Annotated in this window: 20 protein-coding genes; 13 read left to right on the top strand and 7 right to left on the bottom strand. The window is 73.4% G+C overall.

Annotated features, from left to right (window positions below; genetic code table 11):
• Window positions 1–15: 15 nt before the first annotated feature.
• The gene (locus tag EIY87_RS10740) at window positions 16–981 is read right to left on the bottom strand and encodes a UDP-glucuronic acid decarboxylase family protein (protein WP_191984043.1); all 966 of its coding nucleotides are present in this window, start codon (window positions 979–981) and stop codon (window positions 16–18) included.
• A gap of 72 nt (window positions 982–1,053) precedes the next feature.
• Here EIY87_RS10740 and EIY87_RS10735 point away from each other — a divergent pair, with 72 nt between their 5' ends.
• From EIY87_RS10735 to EIY87_RS10725, 3 genes are read left to right on the top strand one after another with little or no spacing between them, the layout of a single operon-like run.
• On the top strand, window positions 1,054–1,899 hold the full coding sequence (locus EIY87_RS10735) for a polysaccharide pyruvyl transferase family protein (RefSeq protein ID WP_125307546.1): 846 nt from the start codon (window positions 1,054–1,056) through the stop codon (window positions 1,897–1,899).
• Window positions 1,896–2,762 carry a glycosyltransferase family 2 protein gene (locus tag EIY87_RS10730; protein WP_125307545.1) on the top strand — a complete coding sequence of 289 codons (867 nt, stop codon included), beginning with the start codon at window positions 1,896–1,898 and terminating at the stop codon, window positions 2,760–2,762. The genes EIY87_RS10735 and EIY87_RS10730 overlap by 4 nt, the downstream gene beginning before the upstream one ends.
• Entirely contained in the window at window positions 2,741–3,631 is an 891-nt protein-coding gene (locus EIY87_RS10725) for a glycosyltransferase family 2 protein (protein WP_125307544.1), read from the top strand. The genes EIY87_RS10730 and EIY87_RS10725 overlap by 22 nt, the downstream gene beginning before the upstream one ends.
• 383 nt (window positions 3,632–4,014) lie before the next feature.
• Here the strand turns inward: EIY87_RS10725 and EIY87_RS10720 are convergent, their stop codons facing one another.
• Window positions 4,015–5,223, bottom strand: a complete 1,209-nt coding sequence (locus EIY87_RS10720; protein ID WP_125307543.1) for a glycosyltransferase — start codon at window positions 5,221–5,223, stop codon at window positions 4,015–4,017.
• A gap of 20 nt (window positions 5,224–5,243) precedes the next feature.
• On the bottom strand, window positions 5,244–6,185 hold the full coding sequence (locus EIY87_RS10715; RefSeq protein ID WP_125307542.1) for a glycosyltransferase: 942 nt from the start codon (window positions 6,183–6,185) through the stop codon (window positions 5,244–5,246).
• A gap of 91 nt (window positions 6,186–6,276) precedes the next feature.
• Between EIY87_RS10715 and EIY87_RS10710 the strand changes: the two genes are divergently transcribed.
• The 6 genes from EIY87_RS10710 to EIY87_RS10685 all read left to right on the top strand — a co-directional run bounded on the left by EIY87_RS10710 (window position 6,277) and on the right by EIY87_RS10685 (window position 13,914).
• Window positions 6,277–6,891 carry a DUF47 domain-containing protein gene (locus tag EIY87_RS10710; RefSeq protein WP_125307541.1) on the top strand — a complete coding sequence of 205 codons (615 nt, stop codon included), beginning with the start codon at window positions 6,277–6,279 and terminating at the stop codon, window positions 6,889–6,891.
• Window positions 6,891–7,886 (top strand): inorganic phosphate transporter, encoded by a 996-nt coding sequence (locus EIY87_RS10705; protein WP_125307540.1) that lies wholly within the window; start codon window positions 6,891–6,893, stop codon window positions 7,884–7,886. The genes EIY87_RS10710 and EIY87_RS10705 overlap by 1 nt, the downstream gene beginning before the upstream one ends.
• Before the next feature lie 73 nt (window positions 7,887–7,959).
• Window positions 7,960–9,150, top strand: coding sequence for a zinc-dependent alcohol dehydrogenase (locus EIY87_RS10700; RefSeq protein WP_125307539.1), 1,191 nt, complete (start codon window positions 7,960–7,962; stop codon window positions 9,148–9,150).
• Between the two features lie 20 nt (window positions 9,151–9,170).
• Window positions 9,171–11,195 carry a CocE/NonD family hydrolase gene (locus tag EIY87_RS10695; protein ID WP_125307538.1) on the top strand — a complete coding sequence of 675 codons (2,025 nt, stop codon included), beginning with the start codon at window positions 9,171–9,173 and terminating at the stop codon, window positions 11,193–11,195.
• A gap of 34 nt (window positions 11,196–11,229) precedes the next feature.
• Window positions 11,230–12,303, top strand: a complete 1,074-nt coding sequence (locus EIY87_RS10690) for an NAD-dependent epimerase/dehydratase family protein (protein ID WP_125307537.1) — start codon at window positions 11,230–11,232, stop codon at window positions 12,301–12,303.
• Window positions 12,304–12,318: 15 nt separating this feature from the next.
• On the top strand, window positions 12,319–13,914 hold the full coding sequence (locus EIY87_RS10685) for a phytoene desaturase family protein (protein WP_125307536.1): 1,596 nt from the start codon (window positions 12,319–12,321) through the stop codon (window positions 13,912–13,914).
• Between the two features lie 349 nt (window positions 13,915–14,263).
• Here the strand turns inward: EIY87_RS10685 and EIY87_RS10680 are convergent, their stop codons facing one another.
• The gene (locus EIY87_RS10680; RefSeq protein ID WP_125307535.1) at window positions 14,264–14,731 is read right to left on the bottom strand and encodes an SRPBCC family protein; all 468 of its coding nucleotides are present in this window, start codon (window positions 14,729–14,731) and stop codon (window positions 14,264–14,266) included.
• Between the two features lie 86 nt (window positions 14,732–14,817).
• Between EIY87_RS10680 and EIY87_RS10675 the strand changes: the two genes are divergently transcribed.
• Window positions 14,818–15,801 (top strand): YihY/virulence factor BrkB family protein, encoded by a 984-nt coding sequence (locus EIY87_RS10675; protein WP_225439815.1) that lies wholly within the window; start codon window positions 14,818–14,820, stop codon window positions 15,799–15,801.
• Window positions 15,802–15,805: 4 nt separating this feature from the next.
• On the top strand, window positions 15,806–16,186 hold the full coding sequence (locus EIY87_RS10670) for a VOC family protein (RefSeq protein ID WP_125307533.1): 381 nt from the start codon (window positions 15,806–15,808) through the stop codon (window positions 16,184–16,186).
• A gap of 10 nt (window positions 16,187–16,196) precedes the next feature.
• On the opposite strand, the gene EIY87_RS10665 is transcribed toward EIY87_RS10670, so the two are convergent.
• The gene (locus tag EIY87_RS10665) at window positions 16,197–16,535 is read right to left on the bottom strand and encodes a hypothetical protein (protein ID WP_225439814.1); all 339 of its coding nucleotides are present in this window, start codon (window positions 16,533–16,535) and stop codon (window positions 16,197–16,199) included.
• A 138-nt stretch (window positions 16,536–16,673) separates the two neighbouring features.
• Complete coding sequence (locus EIY87_RS10660; protein ID WP_125307532.1) at window positions 16,674–17,687, bottom strand: DNA topoisomerase IB; 1,014 nt, start codon at window positions 17,685–17,687, stop codon at window positions 16,674–16,676.
• Between the two features lie 91 nt (window positions 17,688–17,778).
• Between EIY87_RS10660 and EIY87_RS10655 the strand changes: the two genes are divergently transcribed.
• Complete coding sequence (locus EIY87_RS10655; RefSeq protein ID WP_125307531.1) at window positions 17,779–18,312, top strand: DUF1360 domain-containing protein; 534 nt, start codon at window positions 17,779–17,781, stop codon at window positions 18,310–18,312.
• Here the strand turns inward: EIY87_RS10655 and EIY87_RS10650 are convergent.
• Complete coding sequence (locus EIY87_RS10650) at window positions 18,309–19,805, bottom strand: FAD-dependent oxidoreductase (protein ID WP_125307530.1); 1,497 nt, start codon at window positions 19,803–19,805, stop codon at window positions 18,309–18,311. The genes EIY87_RS10655 and EIY87_RS10650 overlap by 4 nt on opposite strands.
• Before the next feature lie 82 nt (window positions 19,806–19,887).
• On the opposite strand from EIY87_RS10650, the gene EIY87_RS10645 reads away from it, so the two are divergent.
• On the top strand, window positions 19,888–21,156 hold the full coding sequence (locus EIY87_RS10645) for an ATP-grasp domain-containing protein (protein ID WP_125307529.1): 1,269 nt from the start codon (window positions 19,888–19,890) through the stop codon (window positions 21,154–21,156).
• Window positions 21,157–21,179 lie beyond the last annotated feature (23 nt).

Below are 21,179 nucleotides of genomic sequence, written 5' to 3'. Positions count from 1 at the left end.
CCTGGGCGTCGCTACTCAGCGCAGCGGCGCCCGGCGGAACCACGCCACGGTGCGGCGCAGGCCGTCGTCGGCGTCGACCTTCGGCTCCCACCCCAGGACGTCCCGCGCGAGCGAGATGTCGGGGCACCGGCGCTTCGGGTCGTCGACGACCGCGTCGATCTCCTCGATGGGCGAGCCGGACCCGGTGATGTCCCTGATCCGCTCGGCGACCTGGCGGACGGTCAGCTCGTGCGGGTTCCCGATGTTGACCGGCCCGGGGTGCCCGGAGCGCGCGAGCTCCAGGAGGCCGCGGGCGGTGTCTTCGACGTAGCAGATGGACCGCGTCTGCTCGCCCGTGCCGGTGACCGTGATCGGCTCGCCCTTGAGCGCCTGGTCGACGAAGGCGGGGATCATCCGGCCGTCGTGGGCGCGCATGCCGGGGCCGTAGGTGTTGAAGATCCGCGCGATACCGGTGTCGACGCCATGTTCACGGCGGTAAGCCGACGTCAGTGCTTCGGCGTACCGCTTGGCTTCGTCGTAGACGCTGCGCGGGCCGATGGGATTGACGTTGCCCCAGTACTCTTCGCGCTGCGGGTGCTCCAGCGGATCGCCGTAGACCTCGCTGGTGGACGCGAGCACGAACCAGGCGTCGTCGCGGCGGGCCAGTTCGAGGGCGTTCTCCGTGCCGTGCGCGCCCGCGCGCAGCGTCTCGATCGGCAGTGCGAGGTAGTCGCGCGGCGACGCGGCCGAAGCCAGGTGGAAGACGACGTCCGCCCGGCAGGGCAGCGGCATCGGGTGGGTCACGTCGTGGCGCAGGAACCGGAACCCCTCGTGGCGGCGCAGGCCGTCGAGGGTGTCCGCCGAGGACGTCGCGAGGTTGTCCACGGCGATCACTTCGAGGCCTTCGGCGAGCAGCAGCTCGCACAGGTGCGCGCCGACGAAGCCGGCACCCCCGGTCACCACCGCGCGTTCGAACCGCCTGGTCACTCCCGGATTCGTCATGCCGGAGCGGCTACCCGGCGGCGACGGCGGCAAACCCGTGTAAGGCCACCACGAGCGGGTACGCGGCGGAGCATGCGAGTTCTGCTCACCGGATGGGCCAGTTTCCTGCACGGCGAAGCGACCGCGGGGGACGTCCTCAGCTTGCGCGCGGCCGGCGACGCGCTGGCGCGCGCGGGCATCGGCCACGACGTCGCGTGGAGCCCCGGGTTCCGGCCCGGCGCCCGGCACCTGCCCGACGCGCCGCCGTCGGACTACACGCACGTGGTGTTCGCCTGCGGCCCGGTGCACGGGCCGCAGGTGCGTTCGCTGCACGAGCGCTACGCGGCCTGCCGCCGGACCGCCGTCGGCGTGTCCGTGCCCGACCCGGACGACCCGGCGGTGACCGGCTTCCACCGCGTCCTCCCGCGCGACGACGGCGGCACCGCCGACCTCTCCCTGGCCGCGTCCGTGGCGAAGAAGCCGGTGCTCGGCGTGGTCCTCGCGCCGCACCAGCCGGAATACGGCGGCGCGGGCCGCCACGACGCCGTCCACACCGCGTTGACCGGCTGGCTCGCCGGGCTCGACTGCGCCCGGGTACCCCTGGACACCCGCCTGGCGCACGACGACTGGGAGCGCTGCGCGACGCCCGACCAGTTCGTCTCGCTGCTGTCCACAATGGACGTCGTGGTGACCACCCGGTTGCACGGGCTGGTGCTCGGGTTGAAGGCGGGCGTGCCGGTGGTGGCCGTCGATCCGGTGGCCGGCGGCGGGAAGGTGACCGCGCAGGGCGCGGCGCTGGGCTGGCCGGTGCTCGCCGCCGAAGACGCCGGCGACCGCGCGCTGCTCGACGCCCGGCTGGCGTGGTGCCGCTCGGCCGCGGTGGACCCGCCGGTGCCGTCGCTGGCCGGCTTCGTCGAGGCGCTGGTGGGGGAGCGGTGAGCGCGCGCACGACCGTCGTCATCGCCACCCGAGACCGCGCCGCCGAGCTGGCGCGCACCCTCCGTCAGTTGTCCACATTGGACCCGGTGCCGCCGGTCGTCGTGCTGGACAACGCTTCCGCGGACGGGACCGCCGAGGTCGCCGGTGGTTACGCGAACGTGCGTGTGATCCGGCTGCCGCGCAACCTCGGCGCGGCTGCCCGCACGCTCGGCGTCGTCGTGGCCGAAACGCCCTACGTGGCCTTCAGCGACGACGATTCGTGGTGGGCGCCGGACGCGCTGTCCGAAGCGGAACGGATCTTCGACGAGCACCCGCGGACCGGCCTGCTCGCCGCGCGCACCCTCGTCGGCCCCGAGGACCGGGACGACCCGGTGACGCCCGAGATGGAGCGAAGCCCGCTGGGGCATCCCGACGGCGCGCCCGGGCCGCTGGTGCTCGGGTTCCTCGCGTGCTCGGCGATCGTGCGCCGCCGGGCGTACCTGCAAGCCGGTGGGTTCAGCCCGCTGCTGCACTTCGGCGCGGAAGAGCAGCTGCTGGCCTACGACCTGGCCGCGCACGGCTGGGAAGTCTGCTACGTCGGGCGCCTGCGCGCCCACCACCACCCGTCGCGCTCGCGGCCGCCGTCGGCGTGGCGCCGCCGTGCCGAACTGCGCAACCGGCTGCTCATCGCCGTGCTGCGCCGGCCGCCGCGCGTCTGCCGCCGGGAGGTCGCGCGGACGCTCGTCACGGCGCCGCGGGCCGTGCTCGGCGCGGTGGCCCGGCTGCCGCGGGCGCTGGGGTCGCGCCGCGTCCTGCCCGCCCACGTCGAACAGCAGGCCCGGACACTGGAAAGGACCGCCGAATGGCGCGAATCTCGGTCGTGATCATCACCTGCAACCGCCGTGCGCAGCTGCGGGAAACGCTGCGGCACATGACGTCCCTGCCGGACGCGGCGCCGATCTTCGTCGCGGACAACGGATCCGCGGACGGCACGGCCGACATGGTCGCGCGGGAGTTTCCCGGCGTCCGGCTGTTCCGGCTCCCGGAGAACCTCGGCGCGGTGGCGCGCAACGTCGCCGTCGAGGAGGTGACGACGCCGTACGTCGCCTTCTGCGACGACGACACGACCTGGCAGCCGGGCGCGCCCACCCGCGCCGCGGACGTCCTGGACGCCCACCCGGGCCTCGGTTCGGTGACCGGCCGGTGCCTGGTCGAGCCGGGTCTGGCCGAGGACCCGATCACGCCGGAGCTGCGCGAGTCGCCGGTGCCGGGCCCGTCGTGGCTGCCCGGGCCGGCGCTGCTGGGCATCATGGCCGGGCTGACCGCGGTCCGCGTCCGCGCGTTCCGCGAGGTCGGCGGCTTCTCCCCGCGGATGTGGCTCGGCGGCGAGGAGGAGCTGTTCGCCCTGGACCTCGCCGCGCGCGGCTGGTGGATGTGCTGGGTCGAGGACGTCGTGATCCACCACGCGCCGTCGAAGCTGCGCGACCCGCGCCACCGCCGCCGCCTCGGCATCCGCAACACACTGTGGACGCTGCTGCTCCGCCGCCCCTGGCCCGCTGTGTTCCGCCGGGGCCGGGACGTCCTGCGTTCGGCACCCCGCGACCGCGCGACGCTGGCCGCCCTCGGCGACGTCGTGCGTGGCCTCCCGTGGGTGCTCACCCGGCGGCGCGTGGTCCCGGCACACGTCGAGCACGGCCTCCGCCTCCTGGAGGCACCCCAGCGCACCTCCCCGGCCCGCCGCTACGTGGGCTGAGTGTCCTGAAAGGTCCGGGCGCTCACGGTCCCCCGACGCCATGAACGAGTCGTTCATGGCGTCGGACGAGGTGAAAGGGTCGTTCACTACGTCCCGGGCCGAGGTCCGGCACCGTTGCGGCGGCCCGCGGACCCACCCGGCGCGACTTTGCCGGAGCCCTGGGCGCAGGCGCGGATGTCAGGGCCCCGGCAAAGTCGGGCAGCACGGCCGATCCGCCCAGCCGCGACGTCATGAAAGGGTCGTTCATCTCGCCAGACGACATGAATGACCCTTTCATGGCATCCCCGCGAGGCCGGGCAGACCACGCGGCCGGCCTGCGGCCGGTCACCCGCTCGCCGGCGCGACTTTGCCGGAGCCGCGGGCCGCGGATGTCGAGACCGGGGTCAGCGGGCCTCGGCGGCGACCGCGGGCTCGGGCACCAGCTTGTGGTACGCCCGCAGCGTGTCGGCCGCGACGCGGTCCCACGAGTAGCGGGCCGTCGCGCGGTCGTGGCCCGCGGTCCCGTAGGCGTGGCGCAGCGCGGGGTCGTCGAGCAGCCGCCGCACCCGGGACGCCAGCTCCCTCGGCTCGCGCGGGCGGACCAGCAGCCCGGTGACGCCGTCGACGACGGTGTCGGTCAGCCCGCCGACCGCGGCCGCGACCACCGGGACCCCGCACGCCATCGCTTCCAGCGGCACGATCCCGAACGGCTCGTACCACGGCGTGCAGACGACGGCGTCGGCCGAGCGCAGCAGGGCGGGCATGTCCTCACGGGACACCTGGCCGGGCCACCGCACGCGGTCGCCGACGCCGAGCCGGTCGGCGAGGTCGCGCAGCCGCCGCGCTTCGGGGTCCTGGGACAGCCGGCCCCGCTCGGGGCCGCCGGCGATGACGAGCTCGGTGTCCGGCAGCTGCGCGAGCGCGGTGATCGCGATGTCGAAGCCCTTGCGCGGCACCAGCCGGCCCACCGCGACCAGCCGGTGCGGTGCCCGGCGGCGGGCGACCGGACCGTCCACGGTGAACCGCCCGAGGTCGACGCCGCAGGGCACGACCGAGATCCGGGACCGCGGCACGCCGAGCCGGGACAGCTCGAAGACCTCGTCCGAGCAGGTGGCGAGCACGCGCCCGGCCTGCCGCCCGATGATCCGCTCCAGCCGGATCCGGTCGGCCGGGCTCGTGTCCTGGTCGCCCTGGTACCGCTTCTTGACCACGCCCAGCGCGTGGAACGTCTGCGCGACCGGGGTGCCGGTCGCGCTCGCCGCGAGGGCGGTCGCCAGGCCCGACATCCAGAAGTGCGCGTGCGCCAGGTCCGGCCGCTCGGCCGTCCACCGGTCGCGCAGGAACCCGCCGAACTCGCCCATGTAGGGCAGCAGCCGGTCCTTCGGCTCCTTGCGCGCCGGCCCGGCGGGCACGTGCACGACCCGGAACCCCCGCTCCGTCTCGACCTCGGCCGGTTCGCCGGGGCTCTCGCGGCGCGTGTAGACGGTGACGTCGTGACCGGCTCGCGCGAGCGCGGCCGACAGCTCGGCCACGTGCACGTTCTGGCCACCGGCGTCGGCTTCCCCCAGCGCGGCCAGGGGGTTGGCGTGCTCGGACACCATCGCGATCTTCATCGTGCGGCGTTCCCTTCGGTTCAGCGGGCCGTCTCGGCGAGGAGGTGGTCCCATGCGGTCAGGAAAGCCCCGAGCCCGTGGTGCTTCAGTGCGTGCTCCCGGGCGTTCTTCCCGGCGAGCGCGGCGAAGTCGGGTTCGTGCAGCAGTTCGCGGAAGCCACGGGCCAGCACCGAAACGTCGGTGGAGAGCACGCCCGCGTCGGGCGGCACCGCCGCCACCGCCTCCGTGGCGGCGAAGACGACGACCGGCATCCCGAGGTGCATCGCCTCCAGCAAGGACAGTCCCAGCGACGTCCAGCGGGCGGTGTGGAGGAAGACGCGGCGGCGCGCGATCTCGTCGTGCAGGCGCGGCACCGGGACGTCGCCCCGGCCGCGCAGCGGCGCGCCGAGTTCTTCGGTGCCCATGCCGAACACGTCGACCGGCCCGGCCCCGGCGAGCGTGCCGAGCAGGTCCGCGCCCGTGACGCGGCGGCGGCGCACCGGCTCGTTGATCATCGACACGCCGGCGGCCAGCTCGCCGGTGTAGCGCGCGCCGGGGTCGGGGATGCCGTGCGGCACGACGGTGACCGGCGCGCGCCCGCAGTCCCACATCGCCGCGTTGAAGTGGGTCACGTGCGCGACGGTGATGTCGGAGCGCCCGGCGAGCGGGTGCTCGCTCGACGCGGCGTACGGCCGGGGCGCGTTGTGTTCCACGTAGACGGACGGCACGCCCAGCCGCGCGGTCAGGTCCAGCTCTTCCGGGCGCTGCAGCACGACGACGTCGGGCTCGGCCTCGGCCAGCCGGTCCAGCGGCACCTCGGTCACCGACGGCCAGTCCCGGCCGGCCTTGCCGAGGCCCCACGGCGCACCACCGGGTGACACCGGCACGAGGTATTCGTGGCGCCCGCGGACGAAAGCGCCGGTCCATGAGCCGTGAACGTGCCAGAGCAGTACTCTCAGGCGCCGGGAGCCGGGATCGGTCATGTCCTCCTGGTTTCCCGGACAGAGCTGGTTAAACGTCCGGCCACCGCGGGTACCCGGCCCGCGGCGGCCAGGCGGCGACGAAGGGACAGCCATGCGGTTCACCCCACGGGGCACGCGGTTCTTCGACCTGCTGACCGATGCCGCGAGAAACCTGGTGACCGCGAGCGCGCTGCTGCAGGAGCTGGTGGCGGCCCGCCCCGAAGACCGGGAAGCGCTTGCCAAGCGCCTGCACGACGTCGAGCACCAGGGCGACGAGCTGACGCACACGATCATGGTGGAGCTGAACAGCTCGTTCGTGACGCCGTTCGACCGCGAAGACATCCAGGCGCTGGCCGGCAAGCTCGACGACGTCCTCGACTTCATGGACACCGCGGCCGACCTGGCCGTGTTGTACCGGATCGAGGCGTTCCCGCCGGGGACGGACGTGCTGGTGCGGGTGCTGTGCCGGTGCGCGGAGCTGACCGCGTCGTCGATGCCGGGCCTGGCGAAGGTCGGCGACCTCGAGCCGTACTGGATCGAGGTCAACGAGCTCGAGAACGAGGCCGACCGCCTCTACCGGCGGATCCTGGCGCACCTGTTCGAGCCGGGCGGGGACGCCCTCGAGGTGCTGAAGACCAAGGAAGTCGTCGAGCAGTTCGAGCTCGCCGCCGACGCCTTCGAGCACGTGGCCGACGTGGTGCAGACCATCGCGGTCAAGGAGTCCTAGTGACGGGGACGGCCGCCCTGGTCACGGTGATCGTGCTGACGCTCGTCTTCGACTACACCAACGGCTTCCACGACGCGGCGAACGCGATCGCCAGCGCCGTGTCGACCCGGGCACTGACGCTGCGCGCGGCGCTGATCCTGGCGGCGGTGATGAACCTGGCCGGCGCGCTGCTGTCCACCGGCGTCGCCGCGACGGTGGCCAAGGGCATCATCGACGTCCCGCCCGGCCCGGACGCGCTCACCGTGGTCTTCGCCGCGCTGCTCGGCGCGATCACCTGGAACCTGATCACCTGGTACTTCGGCCTCCCGTCGTCGTCCTCGCACTCCCTGATCGGCGGCATGGTCGGCGCGGCACTGGCGGCGGCGAGCAAGGTGCACTGGTCGGGGATCGCGGAGAAGGTGCTGATCCCGATGGTGGCTTCGCCGCTGCTCGGCCTGATCCTGGGCTACGCGGCGATGCTCGCGGCGCTGTGGCTGCTGCGCCGGGCGAACCCGCACCGCAGCGGCCGGGTGTTCCGCCGCTTCCAGATCGTCTCGGCCTCGGCGCTCGCCTTGGGCCACGGCCTCCAGGACGCCCAGAAGGGCATGGGCGTGATCGTGCTGGCCCTGGTGGCGGCGGGCCAGCAGGCGACGTTCGCGGTCCCGATGTGGGTGACCCTGCTGTGCGCGGCGGCGTTGTCGCTGGGCACGTACTCGGGCGGCCTGCGGATCATGCGCACCCTGGGCCGCCGGGTCTTCCCGCTGGACCCGCCGCACGGCTTCGTGGCGGAGTCGGTGGCGTCGTCGGTGCTGTACGTGACGGCGTTCGCGGTGAAGGCCCCGATCTCGACGACCCACGTGATCACGGCGGCGATCATGGGTGTCGGTGCGACCCGCCGCCTGTCGGCGGTGCGGTGGGGGATCGCGCGGGACATCGTCCTGGGCTGGGTGCTGACGTTCCCGGCGGCGGCCGCGGTGGCGGCGGCGGTGTACCTGGTGGCCGACCTGCTCACCTGACGCCCGCTCCGCGTTTGTCTCTCCCTCCGCCGGGAATCCGGGATCGAGACCCGCACGCGGAAAAGGGAGAGCCATGAAGGCAGTGACCTGGCACGGCAAACGGGACGTCCGCGTCGAAGAGGTGCCGGATCCGAAGATCGAGGAGGCCACCGACGCCGTCATCCGCGTCACCTCCACCGGGATCTGCGGTTCCGACCTGCACCTGTACGAAGTCCTCGGCGCGTTCATGACCGAAGGCGACATCCTCGGCCACGAACCCATGGGCGTCGTCGAAGAGGTCGGTCCCGAAGTCGAGCACATCAAGCCCGGTGACCGCGTCGTCATCCCGTTCAACATCTCCTGCGGCCACTGCTGGATGTGCGAGCGCGGCCTGCAGTCGCAGTGCGAGACCACCCAGGTCACCGAGCAGGGCAAGGGCGCCGCGCTGCTCGGGTACACCAAGCTCTACGGCCAGGTGCCCGGCGGCCAGGCCGAATACCTGCGCGTCCCGCAGGCGCAGTACGGCCCGATCAAGGTGCCCGACGGCCCGCCCGACGAGCGGTTCGTCTACCTCTCCGACGTCGTGCCCACCGCCTGGCAGGCCGTCGAGTACGCGAACGTGCCGGCGGGCGGGACCGTCGTCGTCTTCGGGCTCGGGCCGATCGGGCAGATGAGCGCCCGGATCGCCCGGCACCGCGGGGCGGGCCAGGTGATCGGGGTCGACCTCGTGCCGGAGCGGCTCGCGCGGGCGCGGGAACACGGGGCCACCGCGCTGGACACCCGGGACCACAAGAACATCGGGGACAGCGTCCGCCAGCTGACGAACGGCCGCGGTGCCGACTCCGTGATCGACGCCGTCGGCATGGAGGCGCACGGGGCGCCGGTCGGGAAGCTGGCGCACAACCTGGTGAACCTGCTCCCGCAGGCGATCGGTGCCAAGGTCACCGAAAAGGCGGGGATCGACCGGCTGAGCGTGCTCTACGCCGCCATCGACAGCGTCCGGCGCGGCGGGACGATCTCGCTCTCGGGCGTCTACGGCGGGATGGTCGACCCGATGCCCATGATGGAGCTGTTCGACAAGCAGGTGCAGCTGCGGATGGGGCAGGCCAACGTCCGGCACTGGCTCGACGACGTCATGCCGGTGCTCACCGGCGACGGCGATCCGCTCGGCGTCGAGGGCTTCGCCACCCACAAGCTGCCCCTCGCCGACGCGCCACACGCGTACGAGATCTTCCAGAAGAAGCTCGACGGCGCCCAGAAGATCCTGTTGCAGCCCAACGCGTAACCCGGGGAGGGAACTGACTCTTGCGAGCCGTCACCTCGCTGCCGCACGAAATCACCGTCGAGGACCACGTCCGGATCCCGGCGTCCGACGGGACCGCGCTGTCCGCCCGCATCTGGCGGCCGGTCTCGTCGGACGCCGAGCCGGTGCCGGCGATCCTCGAGTACATCCCGTACCGCAAGCGCGACCTGACCGCCCCGCGCGATTCGATCCACCACCCCTACCTCGCCGGCCACGGCTATGCGTGCGTGCGCGTCGACATCCGCGGCACCGGCGAGTCCGAGGGCGTCCTGGCCGACGAGTACCTCGAACGCGAGCAGCTCGACGCCGAGGACGTCCTCGAGTGGATCGCCGGCCAGCCGTGGTGCACCGGCGACACGGGCATGATGGGGATTTCCTGGGGCGCGTTCGCCGCGCTGCAGGTCGCCGCGCGGAAACCGCCGAGCCTGCGCGCCATCGTGATCTCCTCGTTCACCGACGACCGGTTCGCCGACGACATGCACTACATGGGCGGCTGCCTGCTCTCGGACAACGTCGCCGAGTCCGGCACGATGTTCGCCTACGCCACGCTGCCGCCCGACCCGGCGGTCGTCGGTGAACGGTGGCGCGAGATGTGGCGGGAACGGCTCGAGAACTGCAGCCTCTGGATCGAGAACTGGCTCGGCCACCAGCGTCGCGACGACTACTGGCGGCACGCCTCGGTGTCGCAGAACTACAGCGACGTCCAGGTCCCGGTGCTGGCTTCGAGCGGCTGGGCCGACGGCTACTCCAACGCCGTCATCCGGCTGCTGGAGCACCTCGACGTGCCGCGGCGCGGGCTGATCGGGCCGTGGTCGCACAAGTACCCGCACCTCGGCGAGCCCGGTCCGGCCATCGGCTACCTCCAGGAAGTCGTGAAGTGGTGGGACCACTGGCTCCGCGGCGAGGAGAACGACGCCATGGACGGCCCGATGCTGCGGACGTGGATGCAGGAGAGCGTCCCGCCCTCGACGTCCTACGAGGACCGGCCGGGCCGGTGGGTCGGCGAGGCGACCTGGCCGTCCCCGCACGTGCGGCCGCAGGAGCTGCCGCTGGCGCCGCACCGGCTCGCGCGGCCGGGGGAGACCGTCGACGACGAACCGCTGACGGTGTCCTCGCCGCTGTCGGTCGGGCAGTTCTCCGGGAAGTGGGCGTCCTACAGCGCCCCGCCCGACCTGCCCTACGACCAGCGCGAAGAGGACGGCGGGTCGCTCGTCTTCGACACCGACGTGCTCACCGAGCGGTGCGAGATCCTCGGGTCGCCGGTCGTGCGGCTGGAGGTCTCCGCCGACCAGCCGGTCGCGATGGTCGCGGCGCGCCTGTCCGACGTCGCCCCGGACGGGCGCGCGACCCGCGTCACCTACGGCCTGCTCAACCTGACCCACCGCGACGGCCACGACGAGCCGGCGCCGCTGGAGCCGGGGGAGCGGTGCGCGGTCGAGATCGAGCTGAACGCCGTCGCGCAGGTTTTCCCGGCGGGGCACCGGATCCGGCTGTCACTGTCCACTTCGTACTGGCCGCTGGCGTGGCCGCCGCCGACGCCGGTGCTGCTGTCCGTCCACACTGGACACAGCGCGCTCGAGCTGCCCGTCCGACCGGTCGCGGAGCCGGACGAGCTGCCCGCCCGCCCGTTCGGCGAACCCGAAGGTGCGCCGCCGATGACGGTCACCGCGCTGACGCCGGGGGAGCAGCGCTGGACGGTCTCGCGTGACCTCGTCGACTACCAGTCGGCGCTGGACATCGTGAAGGACGCCGGCACCGTGCGCTTCGACGACCTCGACCTGGAGGTCACCCGGGACGTGCGCGAGCGCTACACCTGGGTTGCCGACGACTTCCGCTCGCCGGTCGCGGAAACGGCGTGGGACGTCACCTTCGCCCGCGGCGAGTGGCTGGCGCGCAGCGAGACCCGCACGCGGGTGTCCTGCACGGACACCGAATTCGTCATCGACGCCCAGCTGGACGGCTACGAAGGGGCCCGGCGGATCGTCTCGCGCAACTGGCACCGGCGGATCCCGCGCGACCTGGTCTGAGTTTCGCCGCCGCGCCACCGGGTAAGCGTCCGGGGTGCGCATAGTGATCACCGGAGCCACCGGCAACGTCGGAACGGCACTGCTGGCCGCCCTCGAGCCCGGCCACGACGTGGTCGGGCTAGCGCGCCGGCTGCCGGACACGACGGCCGAGCCGTACCGCGCGGCCGGGTGGTGCGCGCTGGACGTCGGCGGCCGCGGCGCCGACCGGGAGCTGACCGCGCTGTTCGAGGGCGCGGACGCCGTCGTGCACCTCGCCTGGGCCATCTCGCCGCGGCGCGGTGACCCGCCGATGTGGTGCACCAACGACCACGGCACCCGGCACGTGCTCGCCGCGGCGGCCGCCGCCGGCGTGCCGCGGCTGGTCGCCGCGTCCTCGGTGGCCGCCTACGGGCCCGCTTCGCGCTGGGACAAGGTGAGCGAATTCCACCCGCGCACCGGGATCGAGCACAGCGCCTACAGCCGCGGGAAGGCCGCGCTGGAGTCCCTGCTGGACCGGTTCGAGGCGCGGCACCCGGAGATCGGCCTCGCCCGGCTCCGGCCGTGCGCGATCCTGCAGCGGCGCGCGGCAGGCGAGTTCGCCCGCTGGCTGCTCGACCCGGCGGTGCCCGCGCGGCTCGCGGGCGGGCGGCGGCTGCCGGTTCCGCTGTGGAACGACCTAAGGGCCCAGGCGGTGCACACCTCCGACGTCGCCGAGGCGATCCGGCTGATCCTCGCCACCGGGTACACGGGCCCGGTCAACCTGGCCGCGCCGGACGTTCTCGACGCCGACGCGCTGGCCGCCGTCCTCGGGGGTACCCGCCTCCCGGTGCCGAAGCCGCTCGCGCGGGCGGCGGTGCGCGCGGCCTGGGCGAGCGGTGCCCTCCCGGTGCACCCCGGGTGGCTGGAGCTGGCCGATCGGGCGGCGCTCGCCGACACCACGGTGGCGGAGACGGTCCTGGGCTGGCAACCTCGGTATGACGCCGCGTCCGCGATCGCCGAACTGGTCGCCGGGCTGCGCTCGGGTGCGGGGGCGGCGAGCCCGGCACTGGCGCCGCCGCGCGGCTCCGGGGTACTGGCCCGGCTCCGCTCGCTCACCCGGGTCGGGCCGAGCCACCAGTCGCAAGCCTGAACAGCAGGAGGGCCAGTGAGCACGGAAGCCTTCGACGCGGTGGTGATCGGTGCCGGGCACAACGGGCTGGTGGCGGCGAACGTCCTGGCCGACGCCGGCTGGTCGGTCCTCGTGCTGGAGGCGACCGAGCACCCCGGTGGTTCGGTCCGGACGGCCGAGGTCACCGAGCCGGGCTTCCGCAACGACCTGTTCAGCGCGTTCTACCCGCTCTCGGCGGTGTCCCCGGTCATCAAGGGCCTGCGGCTGGCCGAGCACGGCCTGCGCTGGCGGCACGCCCCCGACGTCCTGGCGCACGTGCTGCCCGACGACCGGTGCGCGGTGCTGTCCCGCGACCTCGACCGCACGGCCGCGTCGGCCGACGAGTTCGCCCCGGGCGACGGTGACGCGTGGCGCGCGCTGCACGAGCAGTGGCGGGAAATCCGCGAGCCGCTGCTGAACGCGTTGTTCACGCCGTTCCCGCCGGTCCGCCCGGCGCTGAAGCTGTTGCGCCGCACGGGAACCGGGGACGCGCTGCGGCTGGCTCGGATGCTGACGCTGCCGGCGCGCCGGTTCGGGGACGAGCTGTTCGCCGGCGAGGGCGCGAAGCTGCTCGTGGCGGGGAACGCCGCGCACAGCGACCTTTCCGTCGACAACGCGGGCAGCGCGGTGTTCGGCTGGCTGCTCGCGATGATCGGGCAGGACGAGGGCTACCCGGTGCCCGAAGGCGGTGCGGGCGAACTGATCGCGGCGCTGGTCCGGCGGCTGGAGTCCCGCGGCGGGAAAGTCCATTGTGGACGTCCGGTGCGGGAGGTCCTCGTCGGCGGCGGGCGCGCGCTGGGCGTGCGTGACGCCGCCGGCGACCCGGTCCGGGCGCGCAAGGCCGTGCTCGCCGACGTGCCGGCGCCGGTGCTGTACCGCGAGCTGGTCGGCGAGGACCGGCTGCCGCCCCGGCTGGTCGAGGACCTCGGGAAGTTCGAATGGGACAGCGGGACGGTCAAAGTGGACTGGGCGCTGTCCGGCCCCATCCCGTGGACGGCCGAAGCCGCCCGGGGCGCGGGCACCGTCCACCTCGGCACCGACCTCGACGGGCTCGCGGCGTTCGGCGGCGAACTCGCCAGGGGCCGCACCCCGCGCCGCCCGTTCCTGCTGCTGGGCCAGATGACCACGACCGACCCGACGCGTTCGCCGTCGGGGACCGAAGCGGCGTGGGCGTACACGCACGTGCCGCGCGGGACGATGGAAAACCGCGCGGCGCTGGAGCGGCGGGCGAAGCGGATCGAGGAGACGGTCGAGGCGAACGCGCCGGGGTTCACCGGCTTGATCAAAGCGCGGTACGTGCAGGGGCCTGCCGAGCTGGCGGGCCACAACCCGGGGCTGGTGGGCGGCGCGATCAACGCCGGGACCACGGCGATCCACCAGCAGCTGTTCTTCCGCCCGGTCCCGGGCACGGGCCGCGCGGACACCCCGGTGGACCGGCTGTTCCTCGCGGGCGCGTCGGCCCACCCCGGCGGCGCGGTCCACGGCGGCCCGGGCGCCAACGCGGCCCGCGCGGCCCTCGCCCGGGCCGGCCGCCTCGGCGGCGGCTACGCAGCGGTGATCCGCGCCGCGCACCGCGCCATCTACAGCTCGTGAGTGTTCAGTCGGGTTCTAACCCGACTGAACACTCACGACCAGCCGCGGCGAGGGCTCAGGCGGCCGGGAACGCACCCAATGTGGCGTTCGGTGCGTCCAACGCACCGAACGCCACATTGGGTGCATCCGGACCCGGCACACCGGCCCCTTGAGTCCCAGCAGCACCACCGGCCACAACGCCTCCCGGAACGGCCAACTCACCCGCCTTGCCGGTGAGTTGGCCGTTCCGGTGTGTGAGTTGGCCGCCGCGGGCGGTGAGTTGGCCGTTCCAGCACTCGGTGACAACGCGGGTCGGCAAAAGACCGTTCGCCAGAACCCGACTGAACACCCACGACCAGCCGCGGCAGACCTACGGGCGGGGGTGGCCGTCCTGTGCGCGGGCGTGCTTGCCGGTGGCGAGGTCGGCGAGGCGGGCGAGGGATTCGGTGTTGCGCGGCTTGACGATCAGCGCCTGGATCGCGGCCGGCAGCACCTTGCCGATGCCGTTGACGATGTGCTCGGTCATCCGGACCAGCGTGGCCCCTTCGCCGTGCGGGACGAGCGTCAGCCCGACCGCCGCCGCGCCCAGTGGCCAGCCGCGGGCCTCCAGGGACAGCGACAGGCCGGGCTCCACCGCCCGGACCACGGTGACGTCCTGGATGTGCACCGGCCACGGGCCCACGCTGTGGTGGATCCGGGAGCCGACCGCCGGCCAGCCGGGGTCGACGTCGCGGATGTGCGAGCTGCCGACCACCCACCCGGCGTAGAGCCAGCCGTCGGCGAGGACGTCGAACACGGCGTCGGGCGGTACGTCGATCACGCGGCTGACCTCGGTCACGGGGCTCCTCCTGGGCATCGGGTTGACGGAGGAATACCCGGTACCGGTCCGGGTATGCCATCGCCGACGAAGCGGAGGTGGCGGCGGTGGCCAAGCGAGGGAAAACGCCCGAAGGGCCGGGCGAGCTGTCCAAGCGCTCGTGGGGCGCGGTGCTCAAGCGCACGTTCAAGCAGTTCGGCCGCGACAACCTGACCGACTGGGCCGCCGCGCTGACCTACTACGGCGTGCTGTCGCTGTTCCCGGGCGTCATCGTGCTCACGTCGCTGCTCGGCCTGCTCGGCCCGGACAAGATCCAGGCCGTGATCGACAACGTCGGCCAGGTCGTTCCGGGGCAGGGGAAGGACATCCTCGTCGGCGCGATCAGGGAGCTGGCCGGCTCGCGCGGCCTGGCCGGGCCGCTGGCGATCATCGGCCTGCTCGGCGCGCTGTGGTCGGCGTCCGGGTACGTCGGCGCGTTCATGCGGGCGTCGAACGCGATCTACGGCATGCCGGAGGGCCGGCCGGTGTGGAAGGTGGTGCCGATCCGGGTGCTGCTCACGATCGGGATCGTCGTCCTGCTGGCGGCGTGCGCGCTGGGCGTCGTGGCGACGGGGACCGTCGCACGCCGCCTGGGCGACCTGATCGGGCTCGGCTCGACCGGGGTGCTGGTGTGGGAGATCGCGAAGTGGCCGGTGATCGCGCTGCTGGTCAGCCTGGCGTTCGCGCTGCTGTACTGGGTGGGCCCGAACGTGCGGCACCCGGGTTTCAAGTGGCTGACGCCGGGCGGCCTGCTGGCGGTGCTGCTGTGGGTGCTCGCGTCGGCGGGGTTCGCGCTGTACGTGGCGAATTTCGGTTCCTACAACAAGACTTACGGTTCGCTGGCGGGCGTGATCGTGTTCCTTGTATGGTTGTGGATCTCGAACCTGGCGGTGCTGCTGGGCGCCGAGCTCGACGCCGAGCTCGCCCGGGGCCGCGGCATCGAAGCGGGGCGCGAGGAGGACCAGCAGGAGCCCTTCCTGCCGCCGCGGGACACCAAGGCGATGGACGAGGACGAGGCCGCGGACGTGGCCCGCGAGACGGAACGGAGCTGACCGGATGGCCGCCCGGATCACCGGACTGGTGCTGGACTGCCACGACCCCGACCGGCTGGCGGAGTTCTGGTGCGCGGTGCTGGGCTACGAGGTGATCGGCCACGAGCCCGACGGCCTCGAGCTGGGCCTCCCCGGCGTCCCGCTGGGCGACGGCCCCCCGACGCTGGTGCTGGCCCGCACGGACCACCCCCGCCGCGGCAAGCTCCCGCTGCACGTGGACGTGAACCCGGTGGGCGGCGACCAGGATGCGGAGCTGCGCCGCCTGCTGGCACTGGGCGCGCGGCCCGCGGACGTCGGGCAGGACGGCACGGAGTCGTGGGTGGTGCTGCAGGACCCGGAGGGCAACGAGTTCTGCCTGCTGCGGAAAGAGCTGGGCACGGACTGAGCCGGCCGGCTCAGCGCTCCTCGGCCGCGCAGCGGCGCCACTGGACGTGGTCACCCTCGCGGTCCGCGTGCCACACCGCCGCGCCCGAGTCCGACTCCCACGTCGGCACCAGCCGTCCGGTCACCACGTGGCCGCGGGCCACCCGGCCGAACAACTCGACGCCGTCCGCCCGGCGGGCCGCCGGGATCCACGCCGGGAAGCGGGCGCGGGGGAGTTTCCGTTCGATCCACTCGCGCGCCGAGCCCTCGCTGCCGTGCTCGGACTCGACGATGCTCGACACCGGGCCGTCGCCGCCCACGGCGAGGCCGATCGAGGCGCGCCAGCGCACGGGGGACGGGTCGGAAGTCATCGTCCCCAGGGTCCCGGACGGCCGGGTCCGCGGACCAGTACACGTTCGGATGGATCGGCGTTCACTCACCGTGCCTCCTGCCGCTCGACCGGACGTCCGCACCCTGATCGTCTTCCCCGTCCGAGTGACTTCCAACCCTCAGGACGCCTTCAACAGCCGTGCGCACGCCTTCTCCAGCACCGCGCGCGCGTCGTCGCCCTCCAGCCGGCCCGCCCGCTTGAGCGCGGCGGCGATCGTGCGCTCGCCGCGGTACGCCTCGACCAGCCGCGGGTCCACATAGGACGAGCGGCAGACGGCGGGGGTGTTGCCGAGCGCCCGGGACACCTCCCGCATCACCCCGGCTTCCGCGCGCTTGCGGGCGGTCTCGGACGTCGGCGGGTCCGCCGCGGCGAACGCGGCCGCGGCCAGGACCGTCGCCGTCCACGTACGCAGGTCCTTGGCCGTGCAGTCCTCGCCCGCCAGCTCCTTGAAGCGCTCGTTGACGTCGGCCGCGTGCACCTCGTGCCAGGTGCCGCCCTCGCGGTAGCAGAGCAGCCGGTCGCTCCCGGACCGGCTGCGCAGGAGGGACTTCACCACCGAAGCCAGCGCCGCGTCGCGGATCGCCACCTCGCGGTCGAGGCCGCCCTTGGCGACGTAGCGGAACCGGCATTCGTCGCCGCGGACCGAGGCGTGCTCCCGCAGCAGCGTCGCGACGCCGTGGGTGCCGTTCTCCTCCGCGTACTCCTCACCGCCGGTGCGGAAGATGCCCCGGTCGAGCATGCGCAGCGCCGCCGCCACGACGCGTTTCCTGGTCAGGCCGCGGCCGGCCAGGTCGGCCGCCACCGACTCGCGCCACCCGGGCAGCCGCCGGGCCATCGCCAGGACGCGGTCGTGCTTCTCCTCGTCGCGGTCGCGCCGCCACTGCTCGTGGTAGAGGTACTGGCGCCGGCCGGCGTCGTCGGTGCCGACCGCCTGGACGTGCCCGTTCGGGTGCGGGCAGATCCACACGTTCCGCCAGGCCGGCGGGATGACCAGGTCCTTGATCCGCGCGAGCAGCTCGTCGTCGGTGACCGGCGAGCCGTCGGGGAGGACGTAGGAGAAGCCCCGGCCGCGGCGGATCCGCCGGATGCCGGGGCCGCGCAGGTCACTGCGCCGGAGCCGGGTGCGTCCCATCGCCGCGAAGTACCCGCCGGGCGCGCCCCGCAACCATGATTGCCGCGCGCCGGCGCGGGTACGCCTCGGGAAAGCACCGGAAGGAGCACGGATGACCACCGCAACGATCGTCGAGGAGGTCGCCGCCAAGGCGAAGCGGGTCCAGCGCCGGTACGCCGGGGAAGCCGACCGGCCGCTCGCCGGGTACCTCGGCGCGATGGGGGCGTACGGCGCCTTCGTCGGCGCGCTGACGGCGCTCGGGCGGGTGTCCGGTGCCCGGCTGCCACGCCGCTTCGGCGCCGGTGACACCGTCCTGCTGGGCACCGCGACGTTCAAGGCCGGCCGCATGCTCGCCAAGGCCGCCATCACCAGCCCGCTGCGGGCGCCGTTCACGAAGTACGAGGAGCCGGCGGGGGAGGACGAGCTGAACGAGTCCGTGCCGGGGCGCGGCCACGCCGAACACGCCGTGGGCGAGCTGCTGTCGTGCCCGTTCTGCCTGGACGTCTGGATCGGCACCGGCCTGGCCGCGGGCCTGGTGGTGGCGCCGCGGCCGACGCGCCTGGCGGCCACGGTGCTGACCGCGATCGGCGTGGCCGACGTCCTGCACCTGCTCTACGACGCCGGCAAGAGGCTCGCTTCCGGTTAGCCGCGGCGCAGCGGACGGACGGCGGGGCCCTGGACGACCTCGCCGTCGACGCCGAAGCGGGAGCCGTGGCACGGGCAGTCCCACGTCTTTTCCGCGTCGTTGAAGGAAACCAGGCAGCCGAGGTGGGTGCAGTGGGCGCCGACGGTGTGCAGCTGCCCCGCTTCGTCGCGGTGGGCGGCGACCAGCTCGCCGCCCACGCGCAGGACCGCGGCCTCGCCGGGCCCGAGGTCGTCGAGCTTTTCCGTCCGCCCCAACGCCGCGATGTGGTCGCCGACCAGGTACTTCGCCACCGTGAGGTTGTCCTGCGCCAGTGCGGGCACCGAGCGGGCGTCGAAGCGGTTGGGGTCGAACAGGTCCGCGGCCGGGTGCGGCTCGCCGAGGATCCGCGCGGCCAGGACGTGCCCCGCCGCGGTGCCGCCGGTCATGCCCCACTGGCCGAACCCGGTGGCCACCCACAGGTTCTTCGTCCCCGGCAGGTAGCGGCCGACGTACGGCAGCAGGTCCACAGTGGACAGATCGTGCGCGGACCAGCGGTGGGTCACCCGGTGCAGCCCGGCGTGCGCGCCGGCCCAGTCCGCCAGGCGCCGGTAGCGGCGTTCGACGTCGACGTGCGCGCCGACGCGGTAGTGCTCGCCGCCCGCGAGCACCATCGGCGTGCCCTGCTCGGTGTACCCGCGCACGGAGTGGTGCGTGTCGGCGTCGAGGAACATGCCCGCCGGCGGGGCGTTCCCGGCCGCCGGGCCGGCGACGACGAGGTCGCGCACCGGTTCGAGCCGGGCGAAGTAGAGGCCGCGGTCGAGCACGGGGTAGTGGGTGGCGACGACGACTTCGCCCGCCGCGACGTCGCCGCGCGACGTGCGGACGGTCCGCCCGTGCACGGCCGTCGCGCGGGCCTTCTCGACGACGGTGCCGCCCGCCCGCTCGACCTCGGCGGCCAGCCCGAGCAGCCAGCGCCGCGGGTGGAAGTGCGCCTGCCCGGTGGTGCGGACGGCGCCGAGCGCGGGTACGTCGAGCGCGACGTCCTCGGTGAACGACGCCGGCAGGCCCGCCGCGGCGGCCGCGTCGGCCTCCCGCTTCAGCGAGTCCACGGTCTTCTCCCGCGTGGTGTAGACGTAGCTGTCGGCGCGGGTGAACCCGCAGTCGATCCCCAGCTCGGCCGCCGTGGTGGCGATCCACTCGGTGGCCGCGGTCTGCGTTGCGGCGTAGGCCTTCGCGGCTCCCGCGCCGTGCCGGGACGTCAGGTCCGCGTACTTGGCGCCGTGCTGCGCGCTGACCTTCGCCGTGGTGTGCCCGGAGACCCCGGCGGCGACCCGGTCGGCTTCCAGCACGACGACCGACCGGCCGCCCCTGGCGAGCAGCAGCGCCGTCGTGAGGCCGGCGATGCCCGCGCCGAGCACCGCCACGTCGGCGGACTCCGGCACCGGGACGCCGGTGCGATCGGGCGCGGGCGCGGTCTCCACCCAGAGCGAGAGCGGTTCGGGCAGCACAGTCATGCGAACGGATGCCCGTTCCCGCGGTCGCCAAACCGGCCATCCGGCCCCGTTTCGGCGAAGCCGGTGGGGGTAGCTCTTCGGCATGGGTATCGACATCTTCGTGATCGGCTTGGACGAGGAGAACAAGCAGGTGCTGGAGCGCCTGCCGTGGGCCGGGAACTACGAGTTCCACGGCCTGCTGACCCCGGAAGACCTGCAGCACGGGGACATCGACTTCGAAGCGCTGCTGAAGTCGGCGCAGCACGAGCTGGACGCCTTCGACGGCGACGTCGGCGCCATCGTCAGCTACTGGGACTTCCCGGCGGCGTCGCTCGTGCCGATGCTGTGCGCCCGGTACGGCCTGCCGAGCGTGTCACTGGAGGCGATCCTCAAGTGCGAGCACAAGTACTGGAGCCGCCTGGAGCAGCGGGAGGTGATCGACGAGCTGCCGCACTTCGGCATCGTCGACCTCGACGACGAGCGGCCGTCGCCGCCGGACGGCGTCGGCTTCCCGATGTGGCTGAAGCCGGTGAAGTCGTTCTCTTCGGAACTCGCCTTCAAGGCCGAGAACGAAGCCGAATTCGCCGACGCGGTCGCCGAGATCCGGGACGGCGTCGGGCGGGTGGGCGAGCCGTTCGGCTACGTGCTGGACCAGGTGCGGCTGCCGCCGGAGATCGCCGAGGTGGGTGGGGCGGCGTGCCTGGCCGAGGAGGCGCTGCACGGCGTCCAGGCGGCCGTCGAGGGGTACGTCTACCGCGGTGAGGTCACCGTCTACGGCGCTCTCGACTCGATCAACTACCCGGACAGCTCCTCGTTCCTGCGCCACCAGTACCCGTCCCAGCTGGGCGAGGAGCCGGTGCAGCGGATGCGGGACGTCGCCGAGCGCGTGATGAGACGGATCGGCTTCGACAACGGGACGTTCAGCATCGAGTTCTTCTGCGACCCGGAGTCCGGCCAGGTGTGCCTGCTGGAGATCAACCCGCGGCACTCCCAGTCGCACGCCGAGCTGTTCGAGTTCGTCGACGGGGTCGCCAACCACGAGATCATGGTGCGCCTCGGCCTCGGCCAGGACCCCGCGCGCCGGCCCAGCAGGGGCAAGTACCAGATCGCCGGCAAGTGGTACCTGCGCCGGTTCTCCGACGGAGTCGTGACGCGCGTGCCGACCCCCGAGGAGATCGCAGCGGTGCAGGAGCGCATCGACGGCACGCAGATCGAGATCGTGCCCGAGGTGGGGCAACGGCTTTCGGACCTGCCGGAGCAGGACAGCTACAGCTTCGAGCTGGCGCACCTGTTCGTCGCGGCGCACACCGAGCACGAGATGGTGCAGAAGTACGAGGCGTGCGTGGCCGCGCTGCCGTTCGAGTTCGAGTGACCGGAGTGAAGGGGGCTTTCCGC

The sequence above is a fragment of the Amycolatopsis eburnea genome (assembly GCF_003937945.1).
Lineage (GTDB): Bacteria > Actinomycetota > Actinomycetes > Mycobacteriales > Pseudonocardiaceae > Amycolatopsis > Amycolatopsis eburnea.
Note: the sequence above shows the minus strand (reverse complement) of the source record. Positions and strands in the feature narration are given on the sequence as shown.

Coding starts and splice junctions, on each gene's coding strand:
- EIY87_RS10655 (WP_125307531.1), top strand. CDS start 17,779: ATGACCACCGCAACGATCGTCGAGGAGGTCGCCGCCAAGGCGAAGCGG.
- EIY87_RS10740 (WP_191984043.1), bottom strand. CDS start 981: ATGACGAATCCGGGAGTGACCAGGCGGTTCGAACGCGCGGTGGTGACC.
- EIY87_RS10665 (WP_225439814.1), bottom strand. CDS start 16,535: ATGACTTCCGACCCGTCCCCCGTGCGCTGGCGCGCCTCGATCGGCCTC.
- EIY87_RS10700 (WP_125307539.1), top strand. CDS start 7,960: ATGAAGGCAGTGACCTGGCACGGCAAACGGGACGTCCGCGTCGAAGAG.
- EIY87_RS10715 (WP_125307542.1), bottom strand. CDS start 6,185: ATGACCGATCCCGGCTCCCGGCGCCTGAGAGTACTGCTCTGGCACGTT.
- EIY87_RS10735 (WP_125307546.1), top strand. CDS start 1,054: ATGCGAGTTCTGCTCACCGGATGGGCCAGTTTCCTGCACGGCGAAGCG.
- EIY87_RS10720 (WP_125307543.1), bottom strand. CDS start 5,223: ATGAAGATCGCGATGGTGTCCGAGCACGCCAACCCCCTGGCCGCGCTG.
- EIY87_RS10660 (WP_125307532.1), bottom strand. CDS start 17,687: ATGGGACGCACCCGGCTCCGGCGCAGTGACCTGCGCGGCCCCGGCATC.
- EIY87_RS10725 (WP_125307544.1), top strand. CDS start 2,741: ATGGCGCGAATCTCGGTCGTGATCATCACCTGCAACCGCCGTGCGCAG.
- EIY87_RS10645 (WP_125307529.1), top strand. CDS start 19,888: ATGGGTATCGACATCTTCGTGATCGGCTTGGACGAGGAGAACAAGCAG.
- EIY87_RS10670 (WP_125307533.1), top strand. CDS start 15,806: ATGGCCGCCCGGATCACCGGACTGGTGCTGGACTGCCACGACCCCGAC.
- EIY87_RS10710 (WP_125307541.1), top strand. CDS start 6,277: ATGCGGTTCACCCCACGGGGCACGCGGTTCTTCGACCTGCTGACCGAT.
- EIY87_RS10650 (WP_125307530.1), bottom strand. CDS start 19,805: ATGACTGTGCTGCCCGAACCGCTCTCGCTCTGGGTGGAGACCGCGCCC.